Here is a 14,355-nt window from a genome sequence, read left to right on the forward strand (position 1 = left end):
CTGATCGTGTATATGGGCAACTAAACTAATGGCTCTCCGGGTAATGGACCAGGAGAGGAAAATGGCCTTAATGCAGATGAAGGAGCAGCCCTGTGAGCCGTACTGAAACCGACAGCCTTGGCCCGATCGAAGTCCCCGAGGACGCCTATTGGGGCGCTCAGACCCAGCGCTCGCTGATCAACTTCGCCATTGGTCGCCAGCGCATGCCGCTGCAGGTTGTCCACGCCCTGACCCTGATCAAGAAGGCCGCCGCCCGGGTCAACGACCGCAATGGCGACCTGCCGGCCGACATTGCGCGGCTGATCGAACAGGCCGCCGACGAAGTGCTGGCCGGCGAGCATGACGAGCAGTTTCCGCTGGTCGTCTGGCAGACGGGCAGCGGTACGCAAAGCAACATGAACGTCAACGAGGTGATCGCCGGACGCGCCAACGAGCTGGCCGGCAATGGCCGCGGCGGCAAGGCGCCAGTGCACCCCAACGATCATGTCAACCGCTCACAAAGCTCCAACGACTGCTTCCCTACCGCCATGCACATCGCTGCGGCTCAGGCGGTGAAAGAACAACTGCTGCCCGCCATTGCCGAGCTGTCCAGCGGACTGGCCGAACAGTCGGCCCGGCACAGCAAGCTGGTCAAGACTGGCCGCACGCACATGATGGACGCCACGCCGATCACCTTTGGCCAGGAGTTGTCCGGGTTTGTCGCGCAGCTCGATTATTCGCAAAAAGCCATTCGCGCCACCCTGCCAGCGGTCTTCGAACTGGCGCAGGGCGGCACCGCCGTGGGCACCGGTCTGAATGCGCCCAAAGGCTTTGCAGAAGCGGTAGCCGCAGAACTGGCTGCATTGTCGGGCTTGCCATTTGTCACCGCGCCAAACAAATTTGCCGCGCTGGCCGGCCATGAACCACTGGCCGCGCTGTCGGGCGCGCTGAAAACCCTGGCCACCAGCCTGATGAAAATCGCCAACGACCTGCGCCTGCTGGGTTCCGGCCCGCGCGGGGGGCTGGCCGAGGTGCGTTTGCCGGCCAACGAACCGGGCAGTTCGATCATGCCCGGCAAAGTCAACCCGACCCAGTGCGAGGCCTTGTCGATGCTGGCCTGCCAGGTAATGGGCAACGATGTCACGATTGGTTTTGCCGCCAGCCAGGGACATTTGCAGCTCAACGTCTACAAGCCGGTGATCATTCATAACCTGCTGGAGTCCATCGAACTGCTGGCCGACGGCTGCCGCAACTTCAATGAACACTGCGTTGCGGGCATGGAACCCGATGCCGAAAAAATGGCCGAGCACCTGGAACGCGGCCTGATGCTGGTCACCGCCCTCAACCCGCATATCGGCTACGACAAGTCGGCGCAGATTGCCAAGAAGGCCTACACCGAAGGCCTGACCCTGCGCCAGGCAGCGCTGGACCTGGGCTACCTGACCGAGGAAGAGTTCGACACATGGGTGCGCCCGGAGAAAATGCTCGAGGCCGGCACCCATGGCTGACCCACGAAGTGGCGCGACGCCACTGGAAGGCAATGGCAAGCGCATCCTGGTGATTCACGGCACCCCAAAAGCCAAAAGCCTCTGCCACGCCCTGGGCGATGCCTATGCCCAAGGCGCGCGCAGCCAGGGCCATGTGGTTCGCAGCATCAGGCTTGGCTCACTGGCGTTCGATCCGGTGCTGCACAATGGCTACGAGCAAAGCCAGACGCTGGAAGCCGACCTGCTCGATGCCCAGCGTCAGATTCACTGGGCCGAGCATCTGGTGTTTGTCTACCCGGTCTGGTGGGGCGGTATCCCGACCCTGCTCAGCGGTTTTTTCGATCGGGCCTTCACACCCGGTTTCGCCTTCAAGGTCCATGGCCGCAAAGACCCGTCCAACGAACTGCTGCGCGGGCGCAGTGCCGAACTGCTGGTGACGCTGGACACCCCGCCACGCTATTTCCGCTGGGTGTATGGTGCACCGGCGCACCGGCAGATGGTGCGCACGATTCTGGGCTTTTGCGGGATCAAGACCAGCCGTCTGACCGAATTCGCTCCGATCCAGACCGCCAACGAGGCCCAGCGTCAAGACTGGGTTCGTCAGGCCGAGCAGTTGGGACGGCGTTAAATCAGCGCCGCGCTCGCCACGCGGCAATCAGCGACGGCCCCAAAGCCGTCAGCGCCGAGCCCGCCACCACCAGCACCGCCCCACCATAACCGAGCAGGTTGAGTTGCTCGGACTGCACATCGGCCGGCCATAGCCAGGCGGCAATGGCCACCGTCACCAGCGTCACCAATGGCGTCAGGGCCAGGGTCGCACTGACTTTCGAGGCCTCCCAGTGCGCCAGCGCCTCGGCAAAGGCGCCATAGGCAACCAGGGTATTAAGGCAACAGGCCAGCAGCAGAAAGCCTTGTACCGGACTCAACTGCAGCACCTCGAACGGGTGCGCCCACGGCGTGATCAGCAGCGCGCAAAACAGGTAAATCACCATCATCACCTGCCGCGAATCCCATACCGTCAGCAACTGCTTCTGGCTCAAGCCGTAGAACGTCCAGACCAGCGAGGCCAAAAGCACCAGCAGTACGCCAGCGGTGTATTCGCCAAACGATGTGAAAAGCTCGACCAGACGCTCGTTGAAAAACAGCCCGAAGCCCAGCAGCATCACCGCAAGACCTATGCCCTGACCAAGGCTGAAGCGCTCTTTGAAGACAAAAATGCTGCCGATCAACAGCATGATCGGCCCGGTCTGGATCAGCAGTTGCGTCGTGCCTGGGCTAAGTACCCGCAGACCGATCAGGTACAGCACATAGTTGCCCACCAACCCCAGCACCGCCATGGCTACCAGGCCTTTGCCTTTGCGCCCCAATGGCTTGAAGCTCGGCAACCGGCCCATGGTCTTGAGCCAGACAAACAGCAGCGCGCCGGATACCAGCAAGCGATACCAGGTCACTGTGACCGGGTCCATGACCTGCAAAACCTGCTTGAGCTTGACCGGCAGGATGCCCCACAGCAACGCCGTCAACAGCGCCAGGCTCAAGCCGAACAGCCAGCGGCCGGAAGAAATATGCATCGGGTAACCCAGAGGATTGAAGAGGCGGGCCATTCTAGGCGCGCCACCGCCGATCACACAGTTACAGCTGTGTGCAGATAAGCCTCACAAGTGTTTTCTTCAGGAGTGGTTGCGACGGAAGGTCTCTTCGCCCATGGCTTCGATCTGCCGGTCGATCAAGGCCTCGAAGGGCCTTAGCAAGGCATTGAAATCATCCGGCGTCTCGAGCACGTTCAGCGCCTGCACAATCGACTCCAGAGTCGACAGCGCCTCAGGGGCGGGCGCCTTGCGCAGGCGGTAACGCGACACCGGCACCTCGCCCAGCGTGACTCTGGGCAAGGCTGCCAATGACGGATTGAGATGCAGGATTTTGCGCGCCTTGCGCCAAGTGCCATCTGGCACCACCAGTAAGGTTGGCAGCGCATTGCAAGGCATGGGGGTTACCACCTCGGCGCCCTGCCCCGGAAACAACAGCCGGGCCTGATAACCGGGCAGGTCGAGCAGTGCGGGTAAATCATCGAACACCTCCCCCACCCGCAACTGCGCGTTGCGCAGGCCCAGCGCAGCCAGGCGCGCCGTATTCAGGGCATGATTGACCTCGCCGGGATGTTGCAGCACCAACACCCGGGTACGACTTTCGAGGCTCGGAATCAAGGTACAGAGGCAATGACTGGCCGGACGCAGGCAGCGCTCGCAACAGACGCGGGACATGAATAACCTCGAAACGGAAAAACAGGCACGGCCGCACAGTCTATCCCAACCTATCCCAACGCGGATGCGGTGATGCGCCTGTCGGAGTACAGTTCATTCAAGGTGCGGCTGAACTAACCTGCAAGCACCGAAGCGGCTTTAGAAAGACTTCGTCAGAGCACGATACGCTCGGAGGTCCAGATGGATCGCGAAGGGATAAAGCAACGAGTATTCGATGCGCTGGGCATCATTCTGGTCGACAAGTCGCAGATTCACGAAGACTCGACCTTTGAAGAACTGGTGCTGGACGACGATGATGTCCACGAGCTGTTCAAACGGCTCGAACACATGTTCGCCTGTCGCTTTCCGGGGTTTATCAGGCAACGCGCCAATCGCAGGCCCGACCACGTCTCACTGCCGATGCTGGTCGACCTGATCGTAATGATGCAGCAGGAAGCCGACGCCACTGACAAATCGGCTCATAAGACCGCACCTGACGAAAAACGCAGATCGTAAAGAACGCCGCATTAAAGACGCGCGGCACCTTCGCGACCTGCACAGGCTACTGGTTTAGCAAGTCTCATCGACGTGGACGGCGTCGCTCGTCGTCGCTGCGTACCGGGATGGGCTGCAATTTCGGCCGTTCGATCAGGCCAAGGGCAACCCCGAGATCATGAAGCCATTCCTGCACTTTACTGTTCATACGCGCCCCCTTCAGGGAAAAACCGGCAACTTGTGACTGTTTAACTATCGGCTGCCTGAGATGATTCTAGAGCCAATTCAATAATTCGCCGAATGTAAACCAGAAACATCATATTTCATAAGGGCAATGTGACATTAATCACGCAGGACTTCTCGGCTTGGCGATGAACGGCGAGCCGTTGATGACGATCATTCCGGCAGGTGCATCAGACCCTCTTCGTCGGTCATTGCCCGCTCCAGCAAATCCGCCGGCAGGCTCTTGCTGGCGCGCGCGCCCAGCAAGCGCAACTGCTCGCTGCGGCTGACCAGATTGCCACGCCCTTCGGTCAGTTTGTTACGTGCCGCGCCATAGGCTTTATCCAGTTGCTGCAAACGATTGCCGACTTCGTCCAGGTCCTGAATGAACAACACAAACTTGTCGTACAGCCAGCCGGCCCGCTCGGCGATTTCCCGTGCGTTCTGACTTTGACGCTCCTGCTTCCACAAGCTGTCGATCACCCGCAGGGTGGCCAGCAGCGTGGTCGGGCTGACAATCACGATCTGCCGATCGAAGGCCTCCTGGAACAGGTTCGGCTCGACTTGCAAGGCGGCGGCAAAGGCCGCCTCGATGGGCACGAACAATAAAACGAAGTCCAGGCTGTGCAACCCCTCAAGACGCTTGTAATCCTTGCCAGACAGCCCCTTGACGTGGTTACGCAACGACAGCACATGTTGCTTGAGCGCCGCCTGGCCAATGACCTCGTCAGCGGCGCTGACATATTGCTGCCAGGCGGTCAGGCTGACCTTGGCGTCGACTACCACCTGCTTGTCACCCGGCAACATGATCAGCACATCGGGCTGAAAACGCTCGCCGTCGGCACTTCTGAGATTGACCTGGGTCTGGTATTCGCGGCCCTTGGTCAGGCCTGCATGCTCCAGCACCCGCTCCAGAATCAACTCCCCCCAATTGCCCTGGGTCTTTTGCCCCTTGAGTGCCTGGGTCAGGTTGGTTGCCTCATCGCTCAGGCGCAGGTTCAACTGCTGCAGACGCTCAAGCTCCTTGCTCAGAGAAAAACGCTCACGCGCTTCGTTCTGGTAGCTTTCCTCGACCCGCTTCTCGAACGACTGAATGCGCTCTTTAAGCGGATTGAGCAACTGGCCGAGTTGCTGCTGGCTGGTTTCGGCGAAGCGTTGCTCGCGCTCATCGAAAATTTTCCCGGCAAGCTCGGCGAACTGCGCTCGCAACTCATCGCGCGAACCTTGCAAGTCACTGAGGCGCTGCTGGTGGCTGTCCTGCTGTTCGCGCAGCTCGGCCTGCAAGGCTGCGCGACTGGCTTCCAGTTGCCGCAGTTCAGCCTCCTTGACCGACCGCTCCTGATTCCAGCCCTGCACGGCATCGCGACGCTCGTCGCATTCTTCACGCAACAGCTCGACTTCACGGCGCAGCGCTGCGAGGTCTGCCTGACGGGCGGCATTGGCTTCGCTCAAGTCACTGATTTCGTCGCGACTGGCATCCAGCTGGGCATTGAGCCCGTCCTGCGCCAGTTGAGACATGCTCAGGCGCTCATCGAGCAGCGCGCTGGCGGCCTCACGCGCGGCCAGCCGGCGTTGCAACTGCCAGGCCAGTGCCAGCAAAGGTAATCCGGCAAGGCCGAGCCCCAGCAACAGACTGGTGAGGTCAAACGCCATATCGACTCCATGGATGGATATTCAGGTCGCAAGCATTATGCGCACAATGGCTGGCATAAGAGAGGGGTGGCACAATGAAGGCTAAAAAACAGCGAGGTAAATCGAGGAGGGCCGAACACTCTACGCCTTTTTTGTGATAGGTAAACCCCCTGATACACCCCGACACCCCTTGGGACAATCCACAGAAGCTGTGGATAACTCAGTGGACAACCTCCTCTCACCCCCCGCAAAGGCACGTGGCATGGGGCTTAGGCTCAAACTGTCGATTTTTTCACCAGTTCAAAAAAGCGATGTTTTTCATTGACTTATTAATTGACTGCAATAAATCAAGCGCTTAGCCGCTGATGTGACAGTGATGTGGCAGCTTGCTCCGCTATGTGAACAAAACACCTTGACAGGCCCTGAAAATTAAATTCAAAAGGGGCTGTCATTAGCACTTTAAATGCGGTAGGCTTCTCACCGTTAGTACCAAGCTGAATATCAATTCTCTCAGGTCGATCAAGTCCGCTCTCTTCAGCAGCCTCTCAAAGGCACTGTCGATAACCAGAGCGACACGTTCGCCGGTTCCCCGGACATGCCCCTTGCTACAGCAGCCGCCGATGCGCTGTACGCTCAAGGCCCATGCCCCACCAAACCACCTGCAATTGATCAGGATCTTCACCGGAGCACGGAACCTTAGCTCCTGTCGTGATGCCTGTCCTCTCAAGTACCTACCAGTCAGCCCAAGCGCACTTTTCATAATATGACGCGCTTCAACCGACTGCTTTCATTCCAGTCAGGTTCTGCGCCCGGCCACAGCCCACATAATTATCTGTAGGCCCGCGTTTACTGGAATCCTTACGGATATGCGGCATCAAAGAATGCCGTTTCAGGAAACATTACACACATGACCATTCATAACACTCACACCCAGAAAGCCATCAGCGCCCTGACCAACGCCTTCGCTCCGATGCATTGCCTGATTCTTGCTGCACGCAAGGGCAGCTTCAGCTTTACGCTGGTCAACGAACACGGCATTGCCCGTCACAGCGAGCGCCTGTACCCGGAGCAATACGCCAGCGGCGCGCCACTGCAAGCCGTCATCGAACGCACCCGTCAGGCCCTGGCAGCCTGAACCAACCGCAAGCCCTGGATCGTTACGGCTAATCACCAACCGATCTAGGCGCGCCATTGCATAACGGCAAACGGTGTAAAAACAGATCTTTACACCGTAAATATGACACTACACTTGAACTCAAGCGGCCTGCCGCTTCCGCCGGACCCGTTTTGATTCATCGCTGCCATGCGCCTGGGTCCGCCGGCCACTTTTCTGAAGTGAGTGGACTGTCTCATGGGTATTGCAGCCGTAGATTTGCACCGTCACGTCATCCGCCCGACCCTGGCCTACCTGGGCCACCGCTCCTCCAGTGCCGAAGCACTGCTGCTGGGCATTGCTGCCAGCCAGTCCGCTCTCGGCGCCGCGCTGGACAGCCGTCGCGGTCATGGCCTCTACCATATCCCCGAACAACGCCATCAACAGCTTTGGGACAATTACCTCGCTCTGGACCCTGACCTGGCCAGCCAGGTACGCGGTCTTGCCAGCCAGCACGCATTTCTCACAGGCCCCCACCTGGAACTCACCGTCAACCTGCGCTATGCCACGGCCATCGCCTGGCTGATGATTCAGGCCAATGCCACTGTTGTGCCGGCCGAAGATGACCCTTTGGCCATGGCCCGAATTTGGCGCCAGATATTTCAGCCCCAAGGGTGCCTGAGAGATTTCGTAACAGCATGGCAAATCAATGTCGCACCTCTCTTTACACCTGCGTGAACATTCTTCCCGTTTTGCACGTTCGAAGACGTTCGCGACACAAATGTCGGATTGTCCTACAAGAAAAGGCTCTATTTCGGGCCCCTCAGCCTATAGCGCACTGTAAAAAATGTTGATACTTTCGACGCGGTGATTCTCACGGAGTACTAATAATGAAAAAACCAATGCTCAAGACCACACTCGGATTTGCTGCCTGTCTCGCTTCTTCACACCTGCTCGCTTCCGGCTTTGCCCTGAACGAACAGAGCATCAGTGGCATGGGCACCAGCTTTGCCGGTCGTTCCTCGGCCGCCGAGGATGCCAGCACCGTGAACGGCAACCCCGCCGGCATGTCGCGCATAAAGCGCGAACAGATCAGCCTCGGCGCGGCGGCCATCTTCGCCAAAACCGACATCGACAACGGCCGTGGCACCTTCGGTGGCAGCAACGACGGCGACATGGTTCCCGTAGTTGCCGTCCCCATGGGTTACTACGTCAAGCCGCTCAATGAGCAATGGACCTTCGGCCTGGGCGTCTACGCCCCCTACGGCCTGTTGACCGACTACGAAAGCGGCTTTGCCGGCCGCTACTGGTCGGACAAGAGTGAAGTCAAGGTCGTCACTGTCCAGCCGACCATCAGCTATGCCTTCAACGACAAGGTGTCGATCGGCTTCGGCCCGACGCTTAACCGCATCGAAGGCGAACTGAGCTCCAGAACCCTGACGGCTGCCACACCGGGCCGTAACGACGGCAAGGTCACCATCACTGGCGACGACACCGCCGTCGGCTTCAATGCCGGTGTACTGGTCCAGGCCACCGATGCTACCCGTCTGGGCCTGACCTATCACTCCAAGGTCAAGTACACGCTCAAGGGCAAGACCAAGGTCGAGGGCCCGGGTTTCGGACCTTTCAGCGGCCAGAAGTACGATGCTTCACTTGATCTGACCACTCCGGAATCGGTGGACTTCTCTGTCACCCATCAACTGGACGATCAGTGGACCATTTATGCTGGCAGCACCTGGACACGCTGGAGTCGCCTGCAATCGATCGACGTGGTCAACAAGACCCCTGCGCCATTGACACCGAGCATTGGACTCATTTCCGAGCCACAGGAATGGAAAGACACCTGGTACCACGCCATCGGTGCCGCCTATAAGGTCAATCGCGAGTGGACCCTGCGCGCCGGTCTGGCCATGGACGATTCGCCGGTCAGCAACTCGCACCGTTCGCCACGCATCCCGACCGGTGATCGCAAGATCGTCAGCTTCGGTGCCGGCTGGAGTCCGACCGACGACATCACCATCGACGTTGCCTACCTGTACCTGCGTGAAGACGAAGCCAAACTGCGTGACAGCAGTGCCACCAAAGGCACTTACAACGCTGACTATCGCAACAGCGCCCATACCCTCGGTACTTCCCTGACCTACAAATTCTGACCTTACAGGCCAGATACGAAAAAGCCCGCGATCAGCGATGATCGCGGGCTTTTCATGTGCTACGGCTAACGGTCAAGGTTTCGAAGCAATAGCCTTTTCCACGGCCGCAAGCAACTCGGGATCATCCGGTTTGGTCGTACTGGCAAAAGATGCGATTACCTTGCCCTGGCGATCGACCACATATTTGTAAAAGTTCCAGCGCGGCGCCCCGCTTTGCTCGGCCAGGCTCTTGAACAACGGGATAGCATCGTCACCTCGCACCGGCTGTGGCTCGGTCATGGTGAACGTCACCCCGTAGTTGACGTAACAAACCTTGGCAGTCTCTTCACCGTCTTTGGACTCTTGCTTGAAATCGTTGGAGGGCACGCCCAGCACCTCCAGGCCTTGCGCCTTGTATTTCTGATTCAGCGCTTCAAGTCCCTTGAATTGTGAGGTAAAGCCACAAAAGCTGGCGGTGTTGACCACCACTAGCGGCTTGCCGGCATAGCGCTGGCACAGGTCTATCGTTTCTTTGGCCCGCAGCTTGGGCAACTCGCCCTGCAACAAGGTCGGACAGTCGGCAGCGTGTACCGCGCCGCTCAAAGCCAGCAGTAAAGCTGGCAGCGAAATCCAGCGAATGGTCATCCGGGCATCCCTGTAGGTTGGCGTGATGCCTGACACATTACTCCATTGTCGAGGGTTTCAGCACTTCGCCACGCTCATCAGCACCGCCTCCATGGCGCGACGATTATCTTCGGCATTGAAATGCTCGCGTACATACGCTTCGGCTCGCTGCCCCATGAGTCGGCAATCGTCCTTGTCATGGCGCATGCGCTCGATCAATTCAGACAGACGCAATGCATCGTTGGCGCCAAATATGATCCCCGCGCCAGCCTTCTCGACGATTTGTCCGGCCTCGCCGGCCACCCCGCACAGCACAGGCCGGGCACAGGCCATGTAATCGAGCAATTTGGTCGGAATCGCCCCCAGAAACAACGGAATATCCAGCAGCGTCACTACGCAAATATCAGCGGCATTGATATAGGCGCGGGCCTGATGTTTGGGCACCGGCGGCAGGATCAACACATTATCGAGCCCTAACGCCTTGATGCGCGCCTGCAACCAGGGCCTGCGCATCCCATCGCCGACCAGCAGGTAACGCACGCGTTTGTCCTGGCTGTGGCGGGCAGCCTCCAGCAACACATTCAGATTATTGGCTTCGCCCATCGCCCCCAGATACAGGACGATATGGCAGTTTTCCCAGCCCAGTTCGCGGCGGATCCGCTGCCCTGCCGGCAAGTCCGGGAACAGCATTTGTTGATCGACACCGCAGGTAATCACATGCAGTTTCTCGGCCGGCCAGCCACGGGCGACAATGTCGTCGCGAATCCCGGTGGTGAGCGTAACGATGCGAGCGGCCTGCCGATAGAGCAGCCGCTCCATCCACGACATGACTGAAATCAGCAGACTGTTGCGCAGGATGCCCATCTGTACCGCAGAGGCCGGCCACAGATCGCGCACCTCGAACACCAGCGGAATACCGCGCAACTTGCACACCAGCCACACAGGAAGCATCGGAAATATCGGCGGTGACGAGGCCAGCACCACATCCGGCCGCGGCATACGCAGCAGGCCAATCGGGGCGGTCAGCGAAAACGAGATAAACCCAAGCAAGCGGCCTGAATAGCTGCGGTGCAACTGGGTGTAGGTAAAGGTACGAATGACATTGACCGCCCCCTCTTGCTCGCGGCGCAACAGGCGTCGATACCAGGGCAATACGGGCTGCTCGGTCTGCATGTAACCGGTCTCGCCAGACACCACCGTCACCTCATGCCCGCGCTCGGCCAGATGCTGAGTCAGCTCATAGACCAGAGAATGGCCCGGCGCTCCATGCCCCTGGTAATACTGATAAACCACGGCAACTTTCACTGGAGCCCCTCATAGATCTGCTTGAGCTTCTCGCCCTCACATTGCCAGCTCAAGGTTTGGCGCACCTGTTGCAGCGTGTCGCGCCAGGCTTGCAGGCGCTGTCGGTCAGCGAAGAAATCATCGATTGCGCAAGCCAGCCGGACGGCATTGCTCAAATCGCCGACCCGCCCAATCTGCTGGTCATGCACCAGACGGCGCAACTCGGGTAGATCGCTGGCCAGAATCGGCAGCCCGGCGGCAATGAATTCGAACAGTTTGTTCGGCGTGCAGTAGTAATTGTTCAGGCAGATCGGCTGGTACGGAATGATGCCCGCATCTGCCGTGCTGGTGATCGACAGCAAGCGTGCCTGCGCCACTGCCGGATGCAAATGCACACGCGGCTGTAGCCCCAGGCGATCAACCAACCGGCGTAATGCTTCAGCCAACTGGCCGTCGCCGAGCAACACCAGATGAACACTGGCCGTCTTGAGCAAGCCCATGGCCTGGACCAGCTCGGTCAGATGGCGGCCGGCCGAGAGCCCACCCTGAAACAACAGAATCTGCTGGTCTTCGGCAATACCAAAGCGCTCATGCAGGTAGCGCGAGCGTGGCAATGGCGGCTCAAGCCGTTCGGCGTTATGAATGACAAACACCTCGGACAACCCGTAACGTTTTTGCAGTTCGGCAGCAATCGATGGATTGACGGTGATTACCCGGTCACACGCCTGAATGTGACGCCGCTCGATATCAGCCCAGGTTGCCTGTTGCCAGCGGGCAAACTCTTGCTCGCTGTAAAGCTCATGACTGTCATAGACCAGCCGTGCGCCAGATTCGGCCGCCAGCGTACGCGCCACCGCCAGCATGGGCAGGTCATGGGCCACGACAATGTCGGCGCTATGCCCGCGTCCCGGCGCAAGGAAAAGGTTCAGGTAGAAACGCTCCTGATCGACGACCCAGCGCCAGGCGGCCGACTTGAGCAAGCGCATCATACGACCATTCATCGGCAGGTAACGGCGCACCAGTCGGTAGGCCGCCAGCACGCGGTTTTCACGACGAGCGGCCGCTTCGCTGCCGGCACCAATGCGCACGACACGCGGGTCGTCTTCGGCACCGCCCTGGTCGAGCGGCATCGCGAGGATCGTCACCTGCCAGCCGGCCTCCTGCAGGCTGTCGGCCTGCAAAAGAATCCGCCGGTCGATCTGCCGGTCATTGCAGAGCATCAATACACGTCGCGATTCAGACATTGCCTGACGGCCTGTCTGCGTCGATAAAGTTGCGGTGCCACAGCTCAAGGCACAACAGCCCCCAGACCACACGCCCGAACTCATGCTCGTTGGCCAGGGCCTTCTCGACCGCTGCCACGTTATACAGCCCGCGCTGACGGGCACGCTCACTGAGCAACGTGTCCCGTACGAAATCACGCGCCACGCCCTTGGTCCACTGGGTCAAGGGCGTCGGAAACCCCATCTTGTCCTGACGCTCGAAAATGCTCGCAGGGACCGCACTGCGTACCGACTCCTTGAACAGATGCTTCATCCGCCCGTTGGCAAACTTGATAGTAGGCGGGATGGTCGCCATGAACTCGACGATCCGGTGATCGAGCAACGGCACCCGCGACTCGATGGATGCCGCCATGCTGGTACGATCCTCGACATGCAGCAACGCTGGCAACGAGCCCTTAAGGTCGAAATAGGTCATCTGGTTGACCAGCGAGTGCAGCCCGTCACGATTGAAAATGCGCTGGAACGACTCGAAGGGCGAATAATCGCGGTTACCGCGCAATGCCTCCTGGTCAAACAACTGGCTCATGCCTTCGCTGCGATCCACCAGGCTGAAATAACGCTGATCATGAGGCCCGAACAACCCGTCCTTCCACAGCCCCTGAAGCATCGGCTGATACGTTGCCAGCAGCGGCAGGTTCGCCACGATAGACTCCAGCGATACGGCGTAACGGTGCTGGCTGGCTGTCTGATAGATAGCCCCCGACAGGCACTTTTCCAGGTAGGTCGCCATGTAACGGGCATAGCCGATAAACAGCTCGTCCCCGCCCTGCCCGCCCAGCACTACTTTCACGTGCTGGCTGGCCAGTTGCGAAACGTAATACTGGGGAATGACACCGGGCCCCGCCAACGGCTCATCCATGAAATGCATCAGCCGTGGCAGCACATCGGCCAGTTCGTTACCGGCCGGAATGTAGATTTCATGGTAGTCGGTGCCCGCAAACACCGAAACCTCCCTGGCATAGCGGGTCTCATCGAACTGCGGACCTTCGTGGAAAGCTCCGGTGAACGTATTCATCGGCTCGCCGCCAAGCATGCGCGAAGCCAGGCAAACAATCGCGCTGGAGTCCAGGCCACCGGAAAGATGCGCCCCCAGCGGCACATCGGAGCGCATGTGCAAACGAATCGAATCGTCGATCAGGCCCGACAGCGTGTCGATGAAATAGCGCTCGTCATGCTCTTCATCGATGTTGTACTGCACATCCCAGTACTGCCGGTCACGAATTCTGAGCGAATTGCCTTCATACCAGGCGGTCAGGCAATGTCCGGGCTCAAGCTTGTCGACGCCTTTGAACAGGGTCTTCTGATCGAGGCAGAACTGAAACGTGAGGTAATCCTGCAAACCTTCCTGGCTGGCCTGCGCCGGCACCGAGCCGTCCGCCAGGATGGCCTTGATCTCGGAGGCGAACAACAGGCGCCGACCATCGAAATGGTAATAGAACGGCTTGATGCCGATCCGGTCCCGGGCGCAAAACAGCTTCTGTTGATGCCTGTCCCAGATGGCAAAGGCGAACATGCCCAGCAGGCGATCGAGCATCGACTCGCCCCATTCCCGGTAGGCATGCAGGAGCACTTCGGTGTCCGAATAACTGTGAATCGGGTGCCCCTTGCCGATCAGCTCACGACGCAGTTCCAGATAGTTATAGATCGCACCGTTGAACACCACGATGAAGCGGCCGTCTTCGGTGAGCATCGGCTGTTTGCCGTGTTCGGGGTCTATGATGGCAAGGCGACGGTGCCCCAGGGCCACCGGGCAGCCAGGATCGATCCAGAGCCCTTCGCCATCAGGACCACGATGAGCAATAGCGTTCATCATCCGGCGAGTAGAATCAATGATCGACCCGGGCGACCCTGAAATACCGATACTCCCTGCGATACCACACATAA

The 14,355-nt window shown here is 59.2% G+C and carries 14 protein-coding genes; 6 read left to right on the forward strand and 8 right to left on the reverse strand.

Annotated elements, in window-relative coordinates:
• Positions 1-92: 92 nt before the first annotated feature.
• Both ACYP2A_RS28295 and ACYP2A_RS28300 read left to right on the forward strand, forming a co-directional pair.
• Complete coding sequence (locus ACYP2A_RS28295; RefSeq protein WP_459749227.1) at positions 93-1,487, forward strand: class II fumarate hydratase; 1,395 nt, start codon at positions 93-95, stop codon at positions 1,485-1,487.
• Positions 1,480-2,094 (forward strand): NAD(P)H-dependent oxidoreductase, encoded by a 615-nt coding sequence (locus tag ACYP2A_RS28300; RefSeq protein ID WP_459749228.1) that lies wholly within the window; start codon positions 1,480-1,482, stop codon positions 2,092-2,094. Before ACYP2A_RS28295 ends, ACYP2A_RS28300 begins: the two co-directional genes overlap by 8 nt.
• A 1-nt stretch (position 2,095) precedes the next feature.
• Here the strand turns inward: ACYP2A_RS28300 and ACYP2A_RS28305 are convergent, their stop codons facing one another.
• Together ACYP2A_RS28305 and ACYP2A_RS28310 are read right to left on the reverse strand one after the other, a co-directional pair.
• Positions 2,096-3,037, reverse strand: coding sequence for a DMT family transporter (locus tag ACYP2A_RS28305; protein ID WP_459749829.1), 942 nt, complete (start codon positions 3,035-3,037; stop codon positions 2,096-2,098).
• A 99-nt stretch (positions 3,038-3,136) separates the two neighbouring features.
• The gene (locus ACYP2A_RS28310; protein WP_459749229.1) at positions 3,137-3,727 is read right to left on the reverse strand and encodes a tRNA-uridine aminocarboxypropyltransferase; all 591 of its coding nucleotides are present in this window, start codon (positions 3,725-3,727) and stop codon (positions 3,137-3,139) included.
• Positions 3,728-3,907: 180 nt separating this feature from the next.
• Here ACYP2A_RS28310 and ACYP2A_RS28315 point away from each other — a divergent pair, with 180 nt between their 5' ends.
• Positions 3,908-4,222 (forward strand): hypothetical protein, encoded by a 315-nt coding sequence (locus tag ACYP2A_RS28315; RefSeq protein WP_459749230.1) that lies wholly within the window; start codon positions 3,908-3,910, stop codon positions 4,220-4,222.
• A gap of 64 nt (positions 4,223-4,286) precedes the next feature.
• Here ACYP2A_RS28315 and ACYP2A_RS28320 read toward each other — a convergent pair whose 3' ends face one another.
• Positions 4,287-4,409, reverse strand: coding sequence for a PA1414 family protein (locus ACYP2A_RS28320; RefSeq protein ID WP_459749231.1), 123 nt, complete (start codon positions 4,407-4,409; stop codon positions 4,287-4,289).
• 188 nt (positions 4,410-4,597) lie between these two features.
• On the reverse strand, positions 4,598-5,962 hold the full coding sequence (locus tag ACYP2A_RS28325) for a DNA recombination protein RmuC (RefSeq protein ID WP_459749830.1): 1,365 nt from the start codon (positions 5,960-5,962) through the stop codon (positions 4,598-4,600).
• A 1,000-nt stretch (positions 5,963-6,962) separates the two neighbouring features.
• Here ACYP2A_RS28325 and ACYP2A_RS28330 point away from each other — a divergent pair.
• From ACYP2A_RS28330 to ACYP2A_RS28340, 3 genes are all read left to right on the forward strand, one after another.
• A complete protein-coding gene (locus ACYP2A_RS28330; RefSeq protein ID WP_459749232.1) occupies positions 6,963-7,190 on the forward strand; it encodes a hypothetical protein in 228 nt (75 codons plus the stop codon).
• A gap of 216 nt (positions 7,191-7,406) precedes the next feature.
• Complete coding sequence (locus tag ACYP2A_RS28335; RefSeq protein WP_459749233.1) at positions 7,407-7,886, forward strand: hypothetical protein; 480 nt, start codon at positions 7,407-7,409, stop codon at positions 7,884-7,886.
• A gap of 152 nt (positions 7,887-8,038) precedes the next feature.
• Positions 8,039-9,301 (forward strand): OmpP1/FadL family transporter, encoded by a 1,263-nt coding sequence (locus ACYP2A_RS28340; RefSeq protein ID WP_459749234.1) that lies wholly within the window; start codon positions 8,039-8,041, stop codon positions 9,299-9,301.
• Between the two features lie 72 nt (positions 9,302-9,373).
• On the opposite strand, the gene ACYP2A_RS28345 is transcribed toward ACYP2A_RS28340, so the two are convergent.
• From ACYP2A_RS28345 to asnB, 4 genes are read right to left on the reverse strand one after another with little or no spacing between them, the layout of a single operon-like run.
• Complete coding sequence (locus tag ACYP2A_RS28345) at positions 9,374-9,925, reverse strand: glutathione peroxidase (RefSeq protein ID WP_459749235.1); 552 nt, start codon at positions 9,923-9,925, stop codon at positions 9,374-9,376.
• Between the two features lie 57 nt (positions 9,926-9,982).
• A complete protein-coding gene (locus ACYP2A_RS28350) occupies positions 9,983-11,209 on the reverse strand; it encodes a glycosyltransferase family 4 protein (RefSeq protein WP_459749236.1) in 1,227 nt (408 codons plus the stop codon).
• Positions 11,206-12,432 (reverse strand): glycosyltransferase, encoded by a 1,227-nt coding sequence (locus ACYP2A_RS28355; RefSeq protein WP_459749237.1) that lies wholly within the window; start codon positions 12,430-12,432, stop codon positions 11,206-11,208. The genes ACYP2A_RS28350 and ACYP2A_RS28355 overlap by 4 nt, the downstream gene beginning before the upstream one ends.
• Complete coding sequence (gene asnB / locus ACYP2A_RS28360) at positions 12,425-14,353, reverse strand: asparagine synthase (glutamine-hydrolyzing) (protein WP_459749238.1); 1,929 nt, start codon at positions 14,351-14,353, stop codon at positions 12,425-12,427. Before asnB ends, ACYP2A_RS28355 begins: the two co-directional genes overlap by 8 nt.
• Positions 14,354-14,355 lie beyond the last annotated feature (2 nt).

It is taken from the genome of Pseudomonas sp. 3A(2025), assembly GCF_054589175.1.

Coding starts and splice junctions, on each gene's coding strand:
- ACYP2A_RS28315 (WP_459749230.1), top strand. CDS start 3,908: ATGGATCGCGAAGGGATAAAGCAACGAGTATTCGATGCGCTGGGCATC.
- ACYP2A_RS28335 (WP_459749233.1), top strand. CDS start 7,407: ATGGGTATTGCAGCCGTAGATTTGCACCGTCACGTCATCCGCCCGACC.
- ACYP2A_RS28330 (WP_459749232.1), top strand. CDS start 6,963: ATGACCATTCATAACACTCACACCCAGAAAGCCATCAGCGCCCTGACC.
- ACYP2A_RS28320 (WP_459749231.1), bottom strand. CDS start 4,409: ATGAACAGTAAAGTGCAGGAATGGCTTCATGATCTCGGGGTTGCCCTT.
- ACYP2A_RS28355 (WP_459749237.1), bottom strand. CDS start 12,432: ATGTCTGAATCGCGACGTGTATTGATGCTCTGCAATGACCGGCAGATC.
- ACYP2A_RS28305 (WP_459749829.1), bottom strand. CDS start 3,037: ATGCATATTTCTTCCGGCCGCTGGCTGTTCGGCTTGAGCCTGGCGCTG.
- ACYP2A_RS28345 (WP_459749235.1), bottom strand. CDS start 9,925: ATGACCATTCGCTGGATTTCGCTGCCAGCTTTACTGCTGGCTTTGAGC.
- asnB (WP_459749238.1), bottom strand. CDS start 14,353: ATGTGTGGTATCGCAGGGAGTATCGGTATTTCAGGGTCGCCCGGGTCG.
- ACYP2A_RS28340 (WP_459749234.1), top strand. CDS start 8,039: ATGAAAAAACCAATGCTCAAGACCACACTCGGATTTGCTGCCTGTCTC.
- ACYP2A_RS28300 (WP_459749228.1), top strand. CDS start 1,480: ATGGCTGACCCACGAAGTGGCGCGACGCCACTGGAAGGCAATGGCAAG.
- ACYP2A_RS28310 (WP_459749229.1), bottom strand. CDS start 3,727: ATGTCCCGCGTCTGTTGCGAGCGCTGCCTGCGTCCGGCCAGTCATTGC.